The organism is Brooklawnia cerclae (assembly GCF_011758645.1).
Classification (GTDB): Bacteria; Actinomycetota; Actinomycetes; order Propionibacteriales; family Propionibacteriaceae; genus Brooklawnia; species Brooklawnia cerclae.
In genome coordinates, this window is record NZ_JAAMOZ010000001.1 from 2,591,366 (window position 1) to 2,604,088 (window position 12,723).

Annotated in this window: 12 protein-coding genes; 7 read left to right on the forward strand and 5 right to left on the reverse strand. The window is 69.7% G+C overall.

Features of this window, described 5'->3' with window-relative positions:
- Positions 1-45 precede the first annotated feature (45 nt).
- Genes FB473_RS11945 through FB473_RS11955 form a run of 3 tightly spaced genes read left to right on the forward strand, consistent with a single transcriptional unit; the run spans position 46 to position 2,434 of the window.
- On the forward strand, positions 46-990 hold the full coding sequence (locus FB473_RS11945) for a 4-hydroxy-3-methylbut-2-enyl diphosphate reductase (protein ID WP_376837258.1): 945 nt from the start codon (positions 46-48) through the stop codon (positions 988-990).
- A complete protein-coding gene (xseA, locus tag FB473_RS11950; RefSeq protein WP_167167949.1) occupies positions 990-2,222 on the forward strand; it encodes an exodeoxyribonuclease VII large subunit in 1,233 nt (410 codons plus the stop codon). The genes FB473_RS11945 and xseA overlap by 1 nt, the downstream gene beginning before the upstream one ends.
- On the forward strand, positions 2,219-2,434 hold the full coding sequence (locus FB473_RS11955) for an exodeoxyribonuclease VII small subunit (RefSeq protein WP_167167952.1): 216 nt from the start codon (positions 2,219-2,221) through the stop codon (positions 2,432-2,434). Before xseA ends, FB473_RS11955 begins: the two co-directional genes overlap by 4 nt.
- Positions 2,435-2,481: 47 nt before the next feature.
- On the opposite strand, the gene FB473_RS11960 is transcribed toward FB473_RS11955, so the two are convergent.
- Both FB473_RS11960 and trhA read right to left on the reverse strand, forming a co-directional pair.
- Complete coding sequence (locus FB473_RS11960) at positions 2,482-3,828, reverse strand: RNA 5'-3' helicase PhoH2 (protein WP_167169574.1); 1,347 nt, start codon at positions 3,826-3,828, stop codon at positions 2,482-2,484.
- Between the two features lie 321 nt (positions 3,829-4,149).
- Complete coding sequence (gene trhA, locus FB473_RS11965) at positions 4,150-4,860, reverse strand: PAQR family membrane homeostasis protein TrhA (RefSeq protein WP_167167954.1); 711 nt, start codon at positions 4,858-4,860, stop codon at positions 4,150-4,152.
- A 126-nt stretch (positions 4,861-4,986) separates the two neighbouring features.
- Between trhA and FB473_RS11970 the strand changes: the two genes are divergently transcribed.
- Positions 4,987-5,811 carry an isoprenyl transferase gene (locus tag FB473_RS11970; RefSeq protein WP_167167957.1) on the forward strand — a complete coding sequence of 275 codons (825 nt, stop codon included), beginning with the start codon at positions 4,987-4,989 and terminating at the stop codon, positions 5,809-5,811.
- A gap of 172 nt (positions 5,812-5,983) precedes the next feature.
- On the opposite strand, the gene FB473_RS11975 is transcribed toward FB473_RS11970, so the two are convergent.
- Together FB473_RS11975 and FB473_RS11980 are read right to left on the reverse strand one after the other, a co-directional pair.
- Positions 5,984-8,056: a thioredoxin domain-containing protein gene (locus tag FB473_RS11975; RefSeq protein WP_167167960.1), complete on the reverse strand. Its 2,073-nt coding sequence runs from the start codon at positions 8,054-8,056 to the stop codon at positions 5,984-5,986.
- A 116-nt stretch (positions 8,057-8,172) separates the two neighbouring features.
- The gene (locus FB473_RS11980) at positions 8,173-10,062 is read right to left on the reverse strand and encodes a SulP family inorganic anion transporter (protein WP_167167963.1); all 1,890 of its coding nucleotides are present in this window, start codon (positions 10,060-10,062) and stop codon (positions 8,173-8,175) included.
- On the opposite strand from FB473_RS11980, the gene FB473_RS11985 reads away from it, so the two are divergent.
- Together FB473_RS11985 and FB473_RS11990 are read left to right on the forward strand one after the other, a co-directional pair.
- Entirely contained in the window at positions 10,061-10,492 is a 432-nt protein-coding gene (locus FB473_RS11985; protein ID WP_167167966.1) for a GNAT family N-acetyltransferase, read from the forward strand. The genes FB473_RS11980 and FB473_RS11985 overlap by 2 nt on opposite strands.
- A gap of 47 nt (positions 10,493-10,539) precedes the next feature.
- Positions 10,540-11,190, forward strand: coding sequence for a cysteine hydrolase family protein (locus tag FB473_RS11990; RefSeq protein ID WP_243863558.1), 651 nt, complete (start codon positions 10,540-10,542; stop codon positions 11,188-11,190).
- 6 nt (positions 11,191-11,196) lie between these two features.
- On the opposite strand, the gene mca is transcribed toward FB473_RS11990, so the two are convergent.
- Positions 11,197-12,132 (reverse strand): mycothiol conjugate amidase Mca, encoded by a 936-nt coding sequence (gene mca, locus FB473_RS11995; RefSeq protein WP_243863560.1) that lies wholly within the window; start codon positions 12,130-12,132, stop codon positions 11,197-11,199.
- A 68-nt stretch (positions 12,133-12,200) separates the two neighbouring features.
- Here mca and greA point away from each other — a divergent pair, with 68 nt between their 5' ends.
- Positions 12,201-12,704 carry a transcription elongation factor GreA gene (greA, locus tag FB473_RS12000; RefSeq protein WP_167167975.1) on the forward strand — a complete coding sequence of 168 codons (504 nt, stop codon included), beginning with the start codon at positions 12,201-12,203 and terminating at the stop codon, positions 12,702-12,704.
- The last annotated feature ends 19 nt before the right edge of the window (positions 12,705-12,723 follow it).

Sequence of the window (12,723 nt, forward strand, 5' to 3'; positions counted from 1 at the left end):
GATCTCAGGGCCCCCGCCCCGCCTGCCACGGACACCGACAGGCGTGTGGTCGTCGCCGCACCCCGCGGGTACTGCGCCGGCGTCGACCGTGCGGTGGTGACCGTGGAGAAGGCGCTGGAACAGTTCGGCCGGCCCGTCTACGTGCGCAAACAGATCGTCCACAACAAGCACGTCGTCCAGACCCTGGAGGCCAAGGGCGCGATCTTCGTCGACGAGCTCGACGAGGTGCCCAGCGGCGAACTCGTCATCTTTTCGGCCCACGGAGTCTCGCCCCAGGTTCGCGCCGAGGCGCAGGCACGGGGGCTGCGCACCATCGACGCCACCTGCCCGCTGGTCACAAAGGTGCACCACGAGGCCAAGCGCTTCGCGGGCCAGGGCCTGCCCATCCTGCTGATCGGCCACGGCGGGCACGAGGAGGTCGAGGGGACGACCGGTGAGGCGCCCGACAGCATCGTCCTCGTCGAGACCCCCGACGACGTCGACGACGTCGAGTTGCCCACCGGGCAACCGGTGGCCTGGCTGTCGCAGACCACGCTGAGCGTCGACGAGACGGCCCAGACGGTCGGCCGGCTGCGCGATCGGTTCCCGCAGCTCGTCGATCCGCCGTCCGACGACATCTGCTACGCCACACAGAACCGGCAGGACGCCGTCAAGCAGATCGCGGCCCACTGCGACCTCATGATCGTGGTCGGTTCGCGGAACTCGTCCAACTCGGTCCGGCTGGTCGAGGTCGCGCTGGAGGCCGGCGCGAAAGCCGCCCGGCGGGTGGACGATGCGTCCGAGCTCGACCCCGCCTGGTTGACCGAGGCCCGCAACATCGGGGTCACCTCCGGCGCATCGGTTCCCGAGCGCCTCGTCCAGGGCGTCCTCGACCGCCTGGTCGAACTCGGCTACCCCGTGGCCGAGGAGGAGCGTCTCGTGGACGAGTCCCTGAGCTTCTCACTGCCACCGCAGCTGCGGCCGCACGATCAGCGGGGCCGGCGCCGCTGATGCCCTCCAGCCCGCCGAGCTCGGCCCGCAACACCGCGGAGACGCCGCAACCGCTCGGAGTCGTCGTCCAGCAGGTGAAGGGCTGGGTGGAACGCTGCGGCTGGGTGTGGGTGGAGGCCCAGGTGATCGAGATCAACCGCAGGGCCGCCCCGACCCAGTTCCTAGTCATGCGCGACAAGCGAGCCGAACAGTCCGTGCGGGTGACCTGCACGGCGATGGTGCTGGACGCCGCAGGCCCGCTCACGCAGGGGACGACGGTCGTGGCGTGCGTGAGCCCTCGGGTGTGGGCCAAGGACGCGTCCCTGAGCTTCGAGTGCGCCGAGATCCGCATCGTCGGCGAGGGACGGCTGCTGGCTCAACTCGAGCAGCTGAAACGCAAGCTGCAGGCGGAGGGGCTGTTCGATCCGGTCCGCAAGAAGCCCCTGCCCTTCCTTCCGCGAGCGATCGGCCTGGTCACCGGGGCCGACAGTGCCGCGGAACGGGATGTGCTGTCGAACATCACCCGCCGGTGGCCCGCCGCCGACATCCGCGTGAGGCACAGCCTGGTGCAGGGTCCCGATGCGGCCGCGGACGTGATGACCGCTCTCGCTGAACTCGACGCCGTCCCCGAGATCGAGGTCATCGTGATCGCGCGCGGTGGGGGCTCGCTGGAAGATCTGCTGCCCTTCAGCGACGAGGGGCTCGTCCGAGCGGTGTTCGCGGCTCGCACACCCGTCGTCAGCGCCATCGGTCACGAGCCCGACAGCCCGATCCTCGACCTCGTTGCCGACAAGCGGGCATCCACTCCGACCGATGCCGCCAAGCTCGTCGTCCCGGACGCGGCCGAGCAGGCCCAGCAGGTGCGCGACGTGCTCGCCCGGTTGCGCCAGGCGATCGTCACCCGGCTGCGCACCGAGCAACAGTCCCTCGACCAGATGCGGTCGCGGCCGGTGCTGCGCGACCCGACCGGTGGATTCGCCGCCCACGACGAGTGGCTGCAGAACCGGCGGCTCCGTCTGGAGCGTGCGATAGACCGCAGGCTCGCCGACGACCAGACCGCCCTCGACCACGCCGTGCGCTCCATCCGCGCGATGTCACCCAAGGCGACCCTCGATCGCGGTTACGCCATCGTCGCCGACGCCGAGGGCACCTCGGTGACCTCCGTGAACGACGTGGAACCGGGAGACCAGCTCATGGTGTACCTGTCCGATGGCCAGGTCTTCGTCGAAGTCGACTATCAGGAGGCCAAATGAGCGACGCCAAGCCCGAACTCACCTACGAGGAAGCCCGACGGCAGCTGGCCGAGGTGGTGCAGCAGCTGGAGTCGGGCGGGGTGCCCCTCGCCGAGTCGATGCAGCTGTGGGAACGGGGCGAGAAGCTCGCCCAGATCTGTCAGCGTTGGCTCGACGGAGCCAAGGAGAAGATCCAGGCCGCTCGGCAGGCCTCACAGCCGGACGCGAGCTGACACCTCGCGTCCGACCGGCGCCACCGGCGTCCTGAGCCCCTCAGACGTCAGAACTCCTCGAGCATCTCGGTGACGAGCGCCGCTATGGGCGAGCGCTCCGACCGCGTGAGTGTCACGTGGGCGAACAACGGGTTGCCCTTGAGGCGCTCGACCACCGCCGCGATGCCGTCGTGGCGTCCGACCCTCAGGTTGTCGCGCTGCGCGACGTCATGGGTGAGGACGACGCGTGAGTTCTGCCCGATTCGGCTGAGCACGGTCAGCAGCACGTTGCGCTCCAACGACTGCGCCTCGTCCACGATCACGAACGCGTCGTGCAGCGAACGCCCACGGATGTGGGTCAGCGGCAGCACCTCGAGCATCTCGCGATCGGCGAGTTCGTCGATGACATACTTGCTGGTCACCGAGCTGAGGGTGTCGTAGACCGCCTGCCCCCACGGGTTCATCTTCTCGGCCTGATCGCCGGGCAGGTAGCCGAGTTCCTGTCCCCCGACCGCGTACAGCGGCCGGAACACCATGACCTTCTCGAACTGGTGCCGCTCCATGACCAGCTCCAGGCCCGCGCACAGCGCCATCGCCGACTTGCCCGTGCCGGCGCGCCCACCCAGGCTGACGATGCCGACCTCGGGATCGAGCAGCAGGTCGAGCGCCACTCGCTGTTCGGCGCTGCGCCCGTGGACGCCGAAAGCCTCCAGGTCGGTGCGGATGGCCTTGATGCTGCCGTCAGGCATCCGGCGCCCGAGTGCGGTGCCGTTGGGCGACTTGAGGACGACGCCGGAGTTCACCACGATCTCGCCGGCCTCCTCGATCGTCACCCGGCCCTGGTCGTAGAGACCCTTCACGACGTCGGCCGTCACCTCGAGGGTGACCATGCCGGAATACCCGGAATCCCTCACCTGCTCGTTGCGGTACTCCTGTGCCTCCAGCCCCATGGACGCCGCCTTGACGCGCATCGGCAGGTCCTTGCTGACGAGGACGACCTCGCGTCCCTCCGCGGCGTAGTTGAGGGCGACCGCCAGGATGCGGGAGTCGTTGTCACCCAGGCGGAAGCCCGCCGGAAGCCGATCGGGGCTCGTGTGGTTGAGCTCGACGTGCAGGTGACCGCCCTCCGGATTCACGCGGATCGGCTCGTCCAGCCTTCCGTGGGCCTGGCGCAGATCGTCCAGCAGCCGCAACGCGGTGCGGGCGAACAGCCCCAGTTCGGGATGGTGGCGTTTGGCCTCCAACTCGGTGATGACGACGATCGGCAGGATCACGTCGTGCTCGGCGAACCGCAGGAGCGCCTTCGGGTCGCTCAACAGCACGGAGGTGTCGACCACATAGGTCTTCGTGCTGACGGGGCTGGTGGGCTGAACGCCGGTTCCCGGAACTTCGAACGTGTTGTTCCGGTCATCAATCGTGGTTAGCACATCGACTCCTTCTGCGCCGCCGTGTGGCGACCAGGGGCAGCCACACGGCCTCTGCGCAATCGGCCGAGGCGGGATGCCCCGCCTGCGGGTGGAACGCTTCCCCTCGCTCCATGGTCCGACGGTAAGTGCCCGTACCCAAGGCGGACGACACCACACGCCGGACGTTAAAGCAAAGTTCACAATCGGGACGCCGACGCCCGGGTCCGCATCGAGCCGTCGCGGGGGGCCGCTCACGCGGGCCGCCTGAGGCTCGGTCGGTCGCCCGGGAGGACCCCCTCGACGGGCCGCCGGGCAGCGTCCGCCGCGTTCCTAGAGCACCGCGATGAGAATCGCGACCCAGTGGCACACGGCTCCCAGGATCGTCCCGGCGTGGAAGAGTTCGTGGAACCCGAACCATGCGGGGCTCGGGTTGGGGCGTTTGAGCGCGTACACCACGGCGCCGGCCGAGTAGGCCACCCCGCCGACGAGCAGCAGGACGACGACCGCGGGGCCGCCGGCGCTCCAGAAATCGCCCAGCCAGAACACCGCCACCCAGCCCATCACGATGTAGAGGGCGACGTAGAGCCATCGAGGCGCACCGAGCCAGAGCGTCCGGAAGAGCACCTCGGCCACGGCGCATCCCCACACCAGCGAGAGCAGCACGACACGGGACGAGCCGTCCAGCAGTGCCATGGCCAGGGGTGTGTAGGTGCCGGCGATGAAGATCGGGATGTTCGAGTGGTCGATCCGGCGCATGCGCTGGAGGACACGGTCCGACCAGGTGCCACGGTGGTACAGCGCGGAGTGACCGAACAGCAGAATGCCGGTCAGCGTCCACACGGCACACGCCACCCGGACGCCGGCCGACCCGGCCACGACCGTGATGACCAGGCCACCGACGAGGACGACGGGGGTATTGATCAGGTGCAGCATGCCCCGCAGGCGGGGCTTGGCGGCGTCGTGAGGTCCGGAGACGACCGCGTCCACGACGGCATCGCGATGAGTGGCCCGGGAGGCGGCCTCGCGCACGTCAGCATCCATGAAACCTACGGTACCGTAGGTTAGACGGTTTGCAACTGCTATCACGGGCCACGAACGCTACGACCTGGGTCCATTCCGAGCCCGGGCGCCCGACTCGTCCCGCGCGTCTTGGCTAGATTGATCCCCATGGCGATCGCCGGTTCGGGCGCCCAATGGCTAAAAGCCCTCGACCTCTTACCCCGCGGGGTGAAGCAGTTGATCTACCGCGCCTACGAACAGCGGCTGCGCCGCCAGATCACCCCCGACGCCCTCCCCCAGCACGTCGCCGTGCTGGCTGACGGCAACCGGCGCTGGGCTCGCGCGAACGCTCCGGGCATGCCGCTGGCCGTCGGCTATCAGGCCGGTGCCGACAAGCTCAAGGAGTTCGTCGTCTGGTGCGACGAGATCGGCATCGACGTCGTCACGCTCTGGGTGTTGTCCACCGACAACCTGCGACGATCGCGGGACGACGAACTGCGGCCGCTGCTGGAGGTGATCGTGCAACTCGTGGCCGACCTCGCCGCCACGGGTGAGTACCGGGTGATGACCGTCGGCGACCTCGGTCTGCTCCCGGAGGACGCCGCCGCGCGCCTCCGCCGGACGGCCGACGACACGGCGGGCCTCGGCGGCATGCACGTCAACGTGGCCGTCAGCTACGGAGGACGCCATGAGCTCCGCGATGCCGTCCGCTCGCTGCTGGCGGAGGAGGCAGCACGGGGATCGACGCTGGAGTCGCTGGCCGAGACGCTGGAGATCGACCAGATCGCCGAGCACCTCTACACGAAGGGGCAGCCCGACCCCGACCTCATCATCCGCACCTCGGGAGAACAGCGGCTGTCGGGGTTCCTCATGTGGCAGTCGGCGCACAGCGAGTTCTATTTCTGCGAGGCGCTGTGGCCCGACTTCCGCAAGCTCGACTTCTACCGCGCGCTGCGCTCGTACGCCCAGCGTGAGCGCCGCTACGGCCGGTGAGCAGCCGGACGACCGCCACCGGCGTGACAGATCTTCCCCAACTCACCCTCGCCGTCCCGCACCAGACCGTACGACCAGGGCACGTACTCGCCTGACGCGAACCACGGCGAAGTCTCGGTAAGCACTGTCACGCACGGCCCCCGCGGCAGCAAACCGCCCTCGTCCGCCGGGATCAGACCGTCGTCCCCCGCAGAGCCGAGCGAAGCTCACCCCAGTCGGTGATCGGCGCCTCGCACGTGTGCCCATGGCACACGAAGGCGGTCGCACTCCCCTCGAGCGGCTCGCGTCCGGCGAAGAGTTCGCCGAAACCGTCGGTGCCAGGGCGGCCCGTGACCACCACGCTCCCCCACGGGGCAAGCCGCCACGCGGCCCGGGTCAGCTCCGACAGCGGATCGGGCTCGTCGGCGACGACCACCACCTCCGCGGGTCCCGCCCCTCGTCCCGCCTCCCACTCGGAGAGCAGGTCGGCGAGTGCCCAGCCCGCGAACCGCGGTTCGGCGGCGAGTACGGGCCGCAGGGTCGCGGCGGCGGCGTCCGCCCGCTCGGCGAGGTCGGGACGATCGGCCAGCCGCGAGACCGCCCGCAACGCCATGACCATCAGACTGGTCGCGCTCGGGGTCGACTCGTCGTCCAACTGCCGCGGACGATCGAAGAGTTCCCGCGAGGCGCCGGCATCGAAGAACCCGCCGCCGGCGTCGGCGAACAGCTCGACCGCGCGGTCCACCACGGTCTCGGCCCGGCGAAGCCACACCGGGTCACCCCAGGCGCCGGCGAGACGGACGAAGCCCAGCGCCGCCGCCGCGTAGTCCGCGGTCACCCCGTCGGGCCCGCGCACACCGTCGAGGGTCGTGCGGGCCAGCACGCGGTGTTCCTCGTCCCAGTGCGCATCCCAGAGATACTCACCGGCCCGCGTCGCCAGGTCGAGCCATGCACGCTCACCGAACACGAGGGCGGCGACGGCCAGCGAGTCGACGAGCAGCCCGTTCCAGCCGGCGACGACCTTCTCGTCCCGGGCCGGACGAGGCCGGCGCCCCCGGATCGCTCGTAGTACGGCCAGCACGTTGGCGACACGCCCGGGGTGGGGAGCGCCGTGGAACTGGAGGGTGGACCGTCCGGTGCCGTCGGTGGGCGCGTGCGCACCCATGGGCAGGTTGCCGCCGTAGGTGACGTGGAACACCCCTTGCGCGAATCGCGAGTCCCTGCCCAGGTACTCGTCGAACTGGGCCGGCGTCCACAGGTAGTAGGCGCCCTCCTCGTGGCGTCCCTGGTCGTCGGCGGAATCGGCGTCCAGGCCGGCCGCGAACCCGCCCCGGGGCAGGAGCATGTCGGCCTCCAGCCAGCCGACGATGCCGCGCACCACCCGTTCGAACAGCTCGCGCTGCTCGGTGCCGTCACCGGGAACCGCGTGCAGCCAGCCGCGGGTGTAGGTACCGAGCAGAAGGGCGTTGTCGTAGAGCATCTTCTCGAAGTGCGGCACCTCCCAGCCGTCGTCCACCGCATAGCGGTGGAAGCCGCCACCGACCTGGTCGTGGATGCCCCCGCGCGCCATCGACTCCAGGGTGAACAGCGCGCGGTCGTTGGCGAGCGGATCGGTGCGTACCAGCAGCGCGTCCAGCAGCGTGGCCTGCGGGAACCTGGGCGCGTGCCCGAAGCCACCGTGCCCGGGATCGAACTGGGTGTGCACCACCGTGAGCAACCGGTGGGGAACCAGATCCGCCTCGGGGACGGGAACACTCGCGGGACGCCCGGCCTCGGCCATCCGTTCGACGATCGTCCGGGCGGACGACACCACCTCGTCCCGGCGGTCACGCCATGCCTCGGCCAGGACCTCCAGCAGCTGGCGGAACGACGGCAGACCTCCGGTGGGCTGCGGAGGGAAGTAGGTGCCGGCGAAGAACGGCCGACCATCGGGTGTGCAGAAGACGGTGTTGGGCCATCCCCCCTGCCCGGTGAGGGCCTGGGTGGCCCGCATGAACACCTGGTCGACGTCCGGACGCTCCTCACGGTCGACCTTGATCGCGACGAAACCGTCGTTCATGAGCGCACCGACCGCGGGGTCGCTGAACGACTCGCGGGCCATCACGTGGCACCAGTGGCACGACGAGTAGCCGATGCTCACCAGCACGGGCACGTCGCGGCGCCGGGCCTCCTCGAACGCCTCGGCCCCCCACGGCCACCAGTCGACGGGATTGTCGGCGTGCTGGCGCAGGTACGGGCTGGTCGCGGCGGCGAGGCGATTGGGCATGGGTCCCACTGAACCATGCCCGCCGCGCCAGCGTCCACACGGCCGTGCCGCCGGCCCCGGTGCGACGCCGATCGACACGGCATGGCCACCTGGCCACGGTCTCCCGGCCCGGCACCTCAGTCGTCGGGCTGGTCGTACCGCCACTCGTCGAGCCCACCGGGCAACGGCGGAGGCTGCGGCACCGCGTCGGCCCACGGTGGACGCTCACCCGTCGTCTCCTCCACCCAGTCGACATAGGCGTCCACGGCGGTCGGAAGGGTCGGATAGATACGTCCCGCGACCTCGCGACCGAACCCGGCCCGATCGAGGTCGGCCCTCGTCGACCGCTTGAGGCGCGCCAGTGCGAGCACGATGCCCCGGGACGACAGCTCGCGCCGCAGGTCGGCCAGCGCGTCGATCGCGGTGAGGTCGAGGCTGGTGTTGGCCTCGCAGTTGAGGACGAACCACTTCACCGGTCCCGGTGCGGAGTCCACCGCGCTCACGGCCCGATGACGGAAGTCGTCCGCGTTGGCGAAGAAGATGGGCGAGTCGTAGCGGAACACGACCAGGCCTGGCACCTGCGCCACGTGGGGGTAGTCGTGGACGTCGTGCATGCCGGCCAACCCGGGCACGAAACCCAGCACGCCGGCGTGGGGCTTGGCGATGCGGCGAAGCACGTCGAGCATGGAGCACACGACGGCGACACCGATCCCGATGAGCACACCGAAGCCCACCACGCAGGCGGCCGTGGCCAACGCAAGAATGAGCTCCGACATGCGGAAACGCCGAAGGCGCCGGAGATCGGGGAGGTCGATGAGCCGCAACGCGGCATAGATCACGACGCCGCCCAGGGCGGCCCGCGGAAACCCCGCCAGCACCGGACCCAGGAAGAACGTCGCCGCCAGCACGACGGCGAGCGCGACCAGCGAGTGCAGCTGGGTGCGAGACCCCATCGACTCCCCGAGCGCGGTACGGGACGCGCTGGACGACACGGGGAAACCGTGCGTCAGGCCGGCAGCGAGGTTCGCGAGCCCGAGCGCCAGCCACTCCTGGTTCGCGTCGGTCTCCTCCTGCCGCTTGGAGGCGAAGGCGCGTCCTGTGAGCACGGTGTCGGAGTAGCCGACGATCGCGATGCCGACGGCGGCCGGCAGCACCTGCATCCAATCGACGCCGGTCAGGCTCGGTATCCGAACCCCCGGCAACGCGGCACTCACCCGGCCCACCAGTTCCACCCCCAGCGCATCGAGCCCCGCGAGGTGCACGATCGCCGCAGCACCCACCATGACGATCAGTGGCCCGGGCCAGCCGGGAAACCAGCGCCGGAAGACGAAGAGCGCGGCGACGACCGCGACCGCCAGCACGAGTGTCGGTGTGTTGACCTGCGCCAGCTGCAGGGCCAGCGAGACGATCTCGTCCCAGGGCTGTTCGCCGGAGACGTCGACGCCGGTCACCTTGCCCAGCTGGCTCACGATCATGAGCACGGCCACACCGATCATGTAGCCGACGAGCACGGGCCGCGACAGCAGGTCTGCGAGGAAGCCCAGCCTGGCCAGGTATCCGAGGACGCAGATCAGGCCGGTGGACACCGCGACCACGGCCGCCACCTGGGCGTACCTCGCGGGGTCGGGTGCGGTCTGCCCGGCGGGGATGCCGAGCATCGAGGCGACGGCCACCCCGGTCATCAGCGAGGTCGTCGCCTCCGGCCCCAGCGACAGCTGCCGCGACGACCCGAAGATCGCGTACACGAGCAACGGCGCGACGACCGTCGAGAGCCCCGCCACGGCGGGTAGCCCGGCGACCTCGGCGTAGGCCATCACCTGGGGGACGAGGTAGGCCGCGACGGTGATGCCCGCCAGCAGATCGCCGCGCAGCCACGACCGGTCGTAGTGGACGAGCGCGTTCACTCCGGGCAGAACGGAAGCCCACGTGAACCCGCGGTTGCCCGTCCGTGAACTTCTCACCACCCAACGGTACGACGCCGTCCCGGCACGGCCCGCGAGCGGCGCGATATGCTTGTCTTGTGCCATGCCCGTGGTTCGATCCACCACCCCGGACGATGCGCCCGCGCTCGTCGACCTGTTCACCGACTTCGACCATCCCTCGACCGCCGACCAACTCCGGGCGCGCCTGGACCGCATCGCCGGCGACCCGGCGTACGCGTCCTGGGTGGCGACGACCGAGGAGCACCCTGTCGGTTTCGCCGCCGCCCACCTGATCCGGTCGATCGAGTACGACGGGCATGTGGCACAGCTCATCGGGCTGGTCTCCACCGCGGGCGAGCGCGGCCACGGCATCGGGACGCTCCTGCTCGGCACCTTCGAGCAATGGGCACGCGACAACGGTGCGGGCCGCGCGATGCTCGTCTCGTCCCACTACCGCACCGGCGCGCACCGGTTCTACGAGCATCGCGGCTACCTGAGCACCGGGTTGCGGTTCGTCCGATTGCTCGACGCCTGATGTGCCGCAAGGGCGTGTCGGCGCCGGGAATGTCGGACACTGGGGACATGGACACCACGAACACCGCTGTTCTCCTGATCGAATTTCAGAACGACTTCACGACGCCGGGTGGCGCCCTCCATGACGCGGTCGCCGGCTCGATGGCCGAGACCGGCATGCTCGCCAACTCCGCCAAACTGATGGACGCCGCGCGCGAGGCGGGCGCGACCATCATCCACATCCCGATCTCGTTCAAGCCTGGCTATTCCGAGATCACCAGCCACCCGTACGGCATCCTCGCCGGTGTGGTCGGCTCGCAGGCGTTCGTCGCCGGCGGCTGGGGTGCGGCGATCACCGACGAGATGACCCCCGCACCGGCCGACATCGTCGTCGAGGGCAAGCGCGGCCTGGACGCGTTCGGCAGCACGAATCTCGACTTCATCCTGCGCAGCAAGGGCATTCAGAAGGTCGCCATCGGCGGTTTCCTCACCAACTGTTGCGTCGAGTCGACGATGCGCACCGCCTACGAACGCGGCTACGACGTCGTGACGCTGACAGACTGCGTCGCGGCGACGAGCTCGCAGGAACACCAGAACGCGATCACCTACGACTACCCGATGTTCTCGCGTCCGATGACCGGCACCGAGTTCCTCGCCGAACTCAGCGGCGTCGAGGCGGTGGCGGACACCAGCCGCGGTTACGAGCCGGCACCGGCCTGAGCCGGGTCACCTCGTCCACAGGTCGGAGGGATCGGGCGGACGGGGAGGCTCGGGACGAAGCCCTGCGAAAAGGTCGTCCTCGGGCATCACCGTCCGCGCCGAGCTGTACACGAGTTGCCAGTCCTCGGTGGGCCACACGCGCTTCTGGATCTCGATCGGCACCTGGAACCACGGCCCGTCGGGGTCGATCTGGGACTCGTGGGCGCGCAGAGCCTCGTCGCGCACCTCGAAGAAGTCCGAGCAGGGCACCCGCGTGGTGATGCGGTGCTCGTGCTGACGGTCGCCCCAGCCGGCCAGGCGCTCGCTGTAGGGCGACTCGAGCCCCTGCTCGTGCATCGCCTTGTCGAGTGCCGCGTAGCGCCGCCGGTGGAAACCCATCTGGTAGTAGACCTTGGGCACCATCCATGTCGCACCGAGGTCGGGACGGTAGTCCTCGTCGGCGGCCAGCCGCAGGGCGACGATGCTCGCCTTGTGGCACTGGATGTGGTCAGGGTGCGGGTAGCCTCCCTGCTCGTCGTAGGTGGTGAGCACGTGCGGCCGGAACTCACGGATCACCCGCACCAGCGGCACGGCCGCCTCCGCCGGGCTCATGAGCCCGAAGCTGCCCTCGGGCAGAGCAGGCAGCGGATCGCCCTCGGGCAGACCCGAGTCGACGAAGCCGAGCGAGACGTGCTCGACCCCGAGGATCTCCCGCGCGCGCTCCATCTCCCTGCGGCGGATCTCGGTGATGTTCGCCCAGACGTCGGGGCGGTCCAGCCTCGGGTTGAGCACCGACCCCCGCTCGCCACCCGTGCAGGTGGCGACCATGACCCGCACGCCCTGCGCGATGTACATGGCGCTCGTCGCCGCGCCCTTGCTCGACTCGTCATCGGGGTGGGCGTGCACGTGCAGAAGACGGAGTCGTTCCCCGTCAGCGGACAGGGCAGCGGGTGGAATGGACATGGTTTCCATTCTGCACAGCCGCACCACACCCGGGTGGCGACGTCCCCGCATCGGGCTACGATGTGGGGATGGCTGATGACCGGACTGTATGGCTCACCCGGGAGGCTTATGACAAGCTTGCCAGGGAGCTCGAGTACCTCAAGAGCGAGGGACGACCTGCCGTCACCGCGAAGATCGCGGCCGCGCGCTCCGAGGGCGACCTCTCGGAGAACGGCGGATATCACGCCGCCCGCGAGGAGCAGGGGCAGATGGAGGGGCGCATCCTGCAGCTCGAGGCCATGCTGCGCGAGGCCAGGGTCGGCGATGTGCCCGAGAATCCGGACACGGTGAGCGTCGGGACGCTCGTGACGATCGCCTACGACGGAGACCCGGACGACCTCGACACGTTCCTCCTGGGATCGCGCGAGATGCTCGGGTTGGACGACGACATCAGCACGCAGGTCTTCAGCCCCCAGTCGCCCCTCGGCCGAGCCGTGCTCAACGCCACCAAGGGTGACGAGGTCAGCTACGAGGCCCCCAACGGCCGGACCATCCACGTGACGATCGTCGAGGTGTCGCCCTTCAAGGGCTGACACCGGGATCCGGCCGGAC

What these genes read in the sequence shown, in the direction of transcription:
- xseA (WP_167167949.1), top strand. Translation starts at nt 990, where the DNA reads ATGCCCTCCAGCCCGCCGAGCTCGGCCCGCAACACCGCGGAGACGCCG.
- FB473_RS11955 (WP_167167952.1), top strand. Translation starts at nt 2,219, where the DNA reads ATGAGCGACGCCAAGCCCGAACTCACCTACGAGGAAGCCCGACGGCAG.
- trhA (WP_167167954.1), bottom strand. Translation starts at nt 4,860, where the DNA reads ATGGATGCTGACGTGCGCGAGGCCGCCTCCCGGGCCACTCATCGCGAT.
- FB473_RS11970 (WP_167167957.1), top strand. Translation starts at nt 4,987, where the DNA reads ATGGCGATCGCCGGTTCGGGCGCCCAATGGCTAAAAGCCCTCGACCTC.
- FB473_RS11975 (WP_167167960.1), bottom strand. Translation starts at nt 8,056, where the DNA reads ATGCCCAATCGCCTCGCCGCCGCGACCAGCCCGTACCTGCGCCAGCAC.
- FB473_RS11985 (WP_167167966.1), top strand. Translation starts at nt 10,061, where the DNA reads ATGCCCGTGGTTCGATCCACCACCCCGGACGATGCGCCCGCGCTCGTC.
- FB473_RS11980 (WP_167167963.1), bottom strand. Translation starts at nt 10,062, where the DNA reads ATGGCACAAGACAAGCATATCGCGCCGCTCGCGGGCCGTGCCGGGACG.
- FB473_RS11990 (WP_243863558.1), top strand. Translation starts at nt 10,540, where the DNA reads ATGGACACCACGAACACCGCTGTTCTCCTGATCGAATTTCAGAACGAC.
- mca (WP_243863560.1), bottom strand. Translation starts at nt 12,132, where the DNA reads ATGTCCATTCCACCCGCTGCCCTGTCCGCTGACGGGGAACGACTCCGT.
- greA (WP_167167975.1), top strand. Translation starts at nt 12,201, where the DNA reads ATGGCTGATGACCGGACTGTATGGCTCACCCGGGAGGCTTATGACAAG.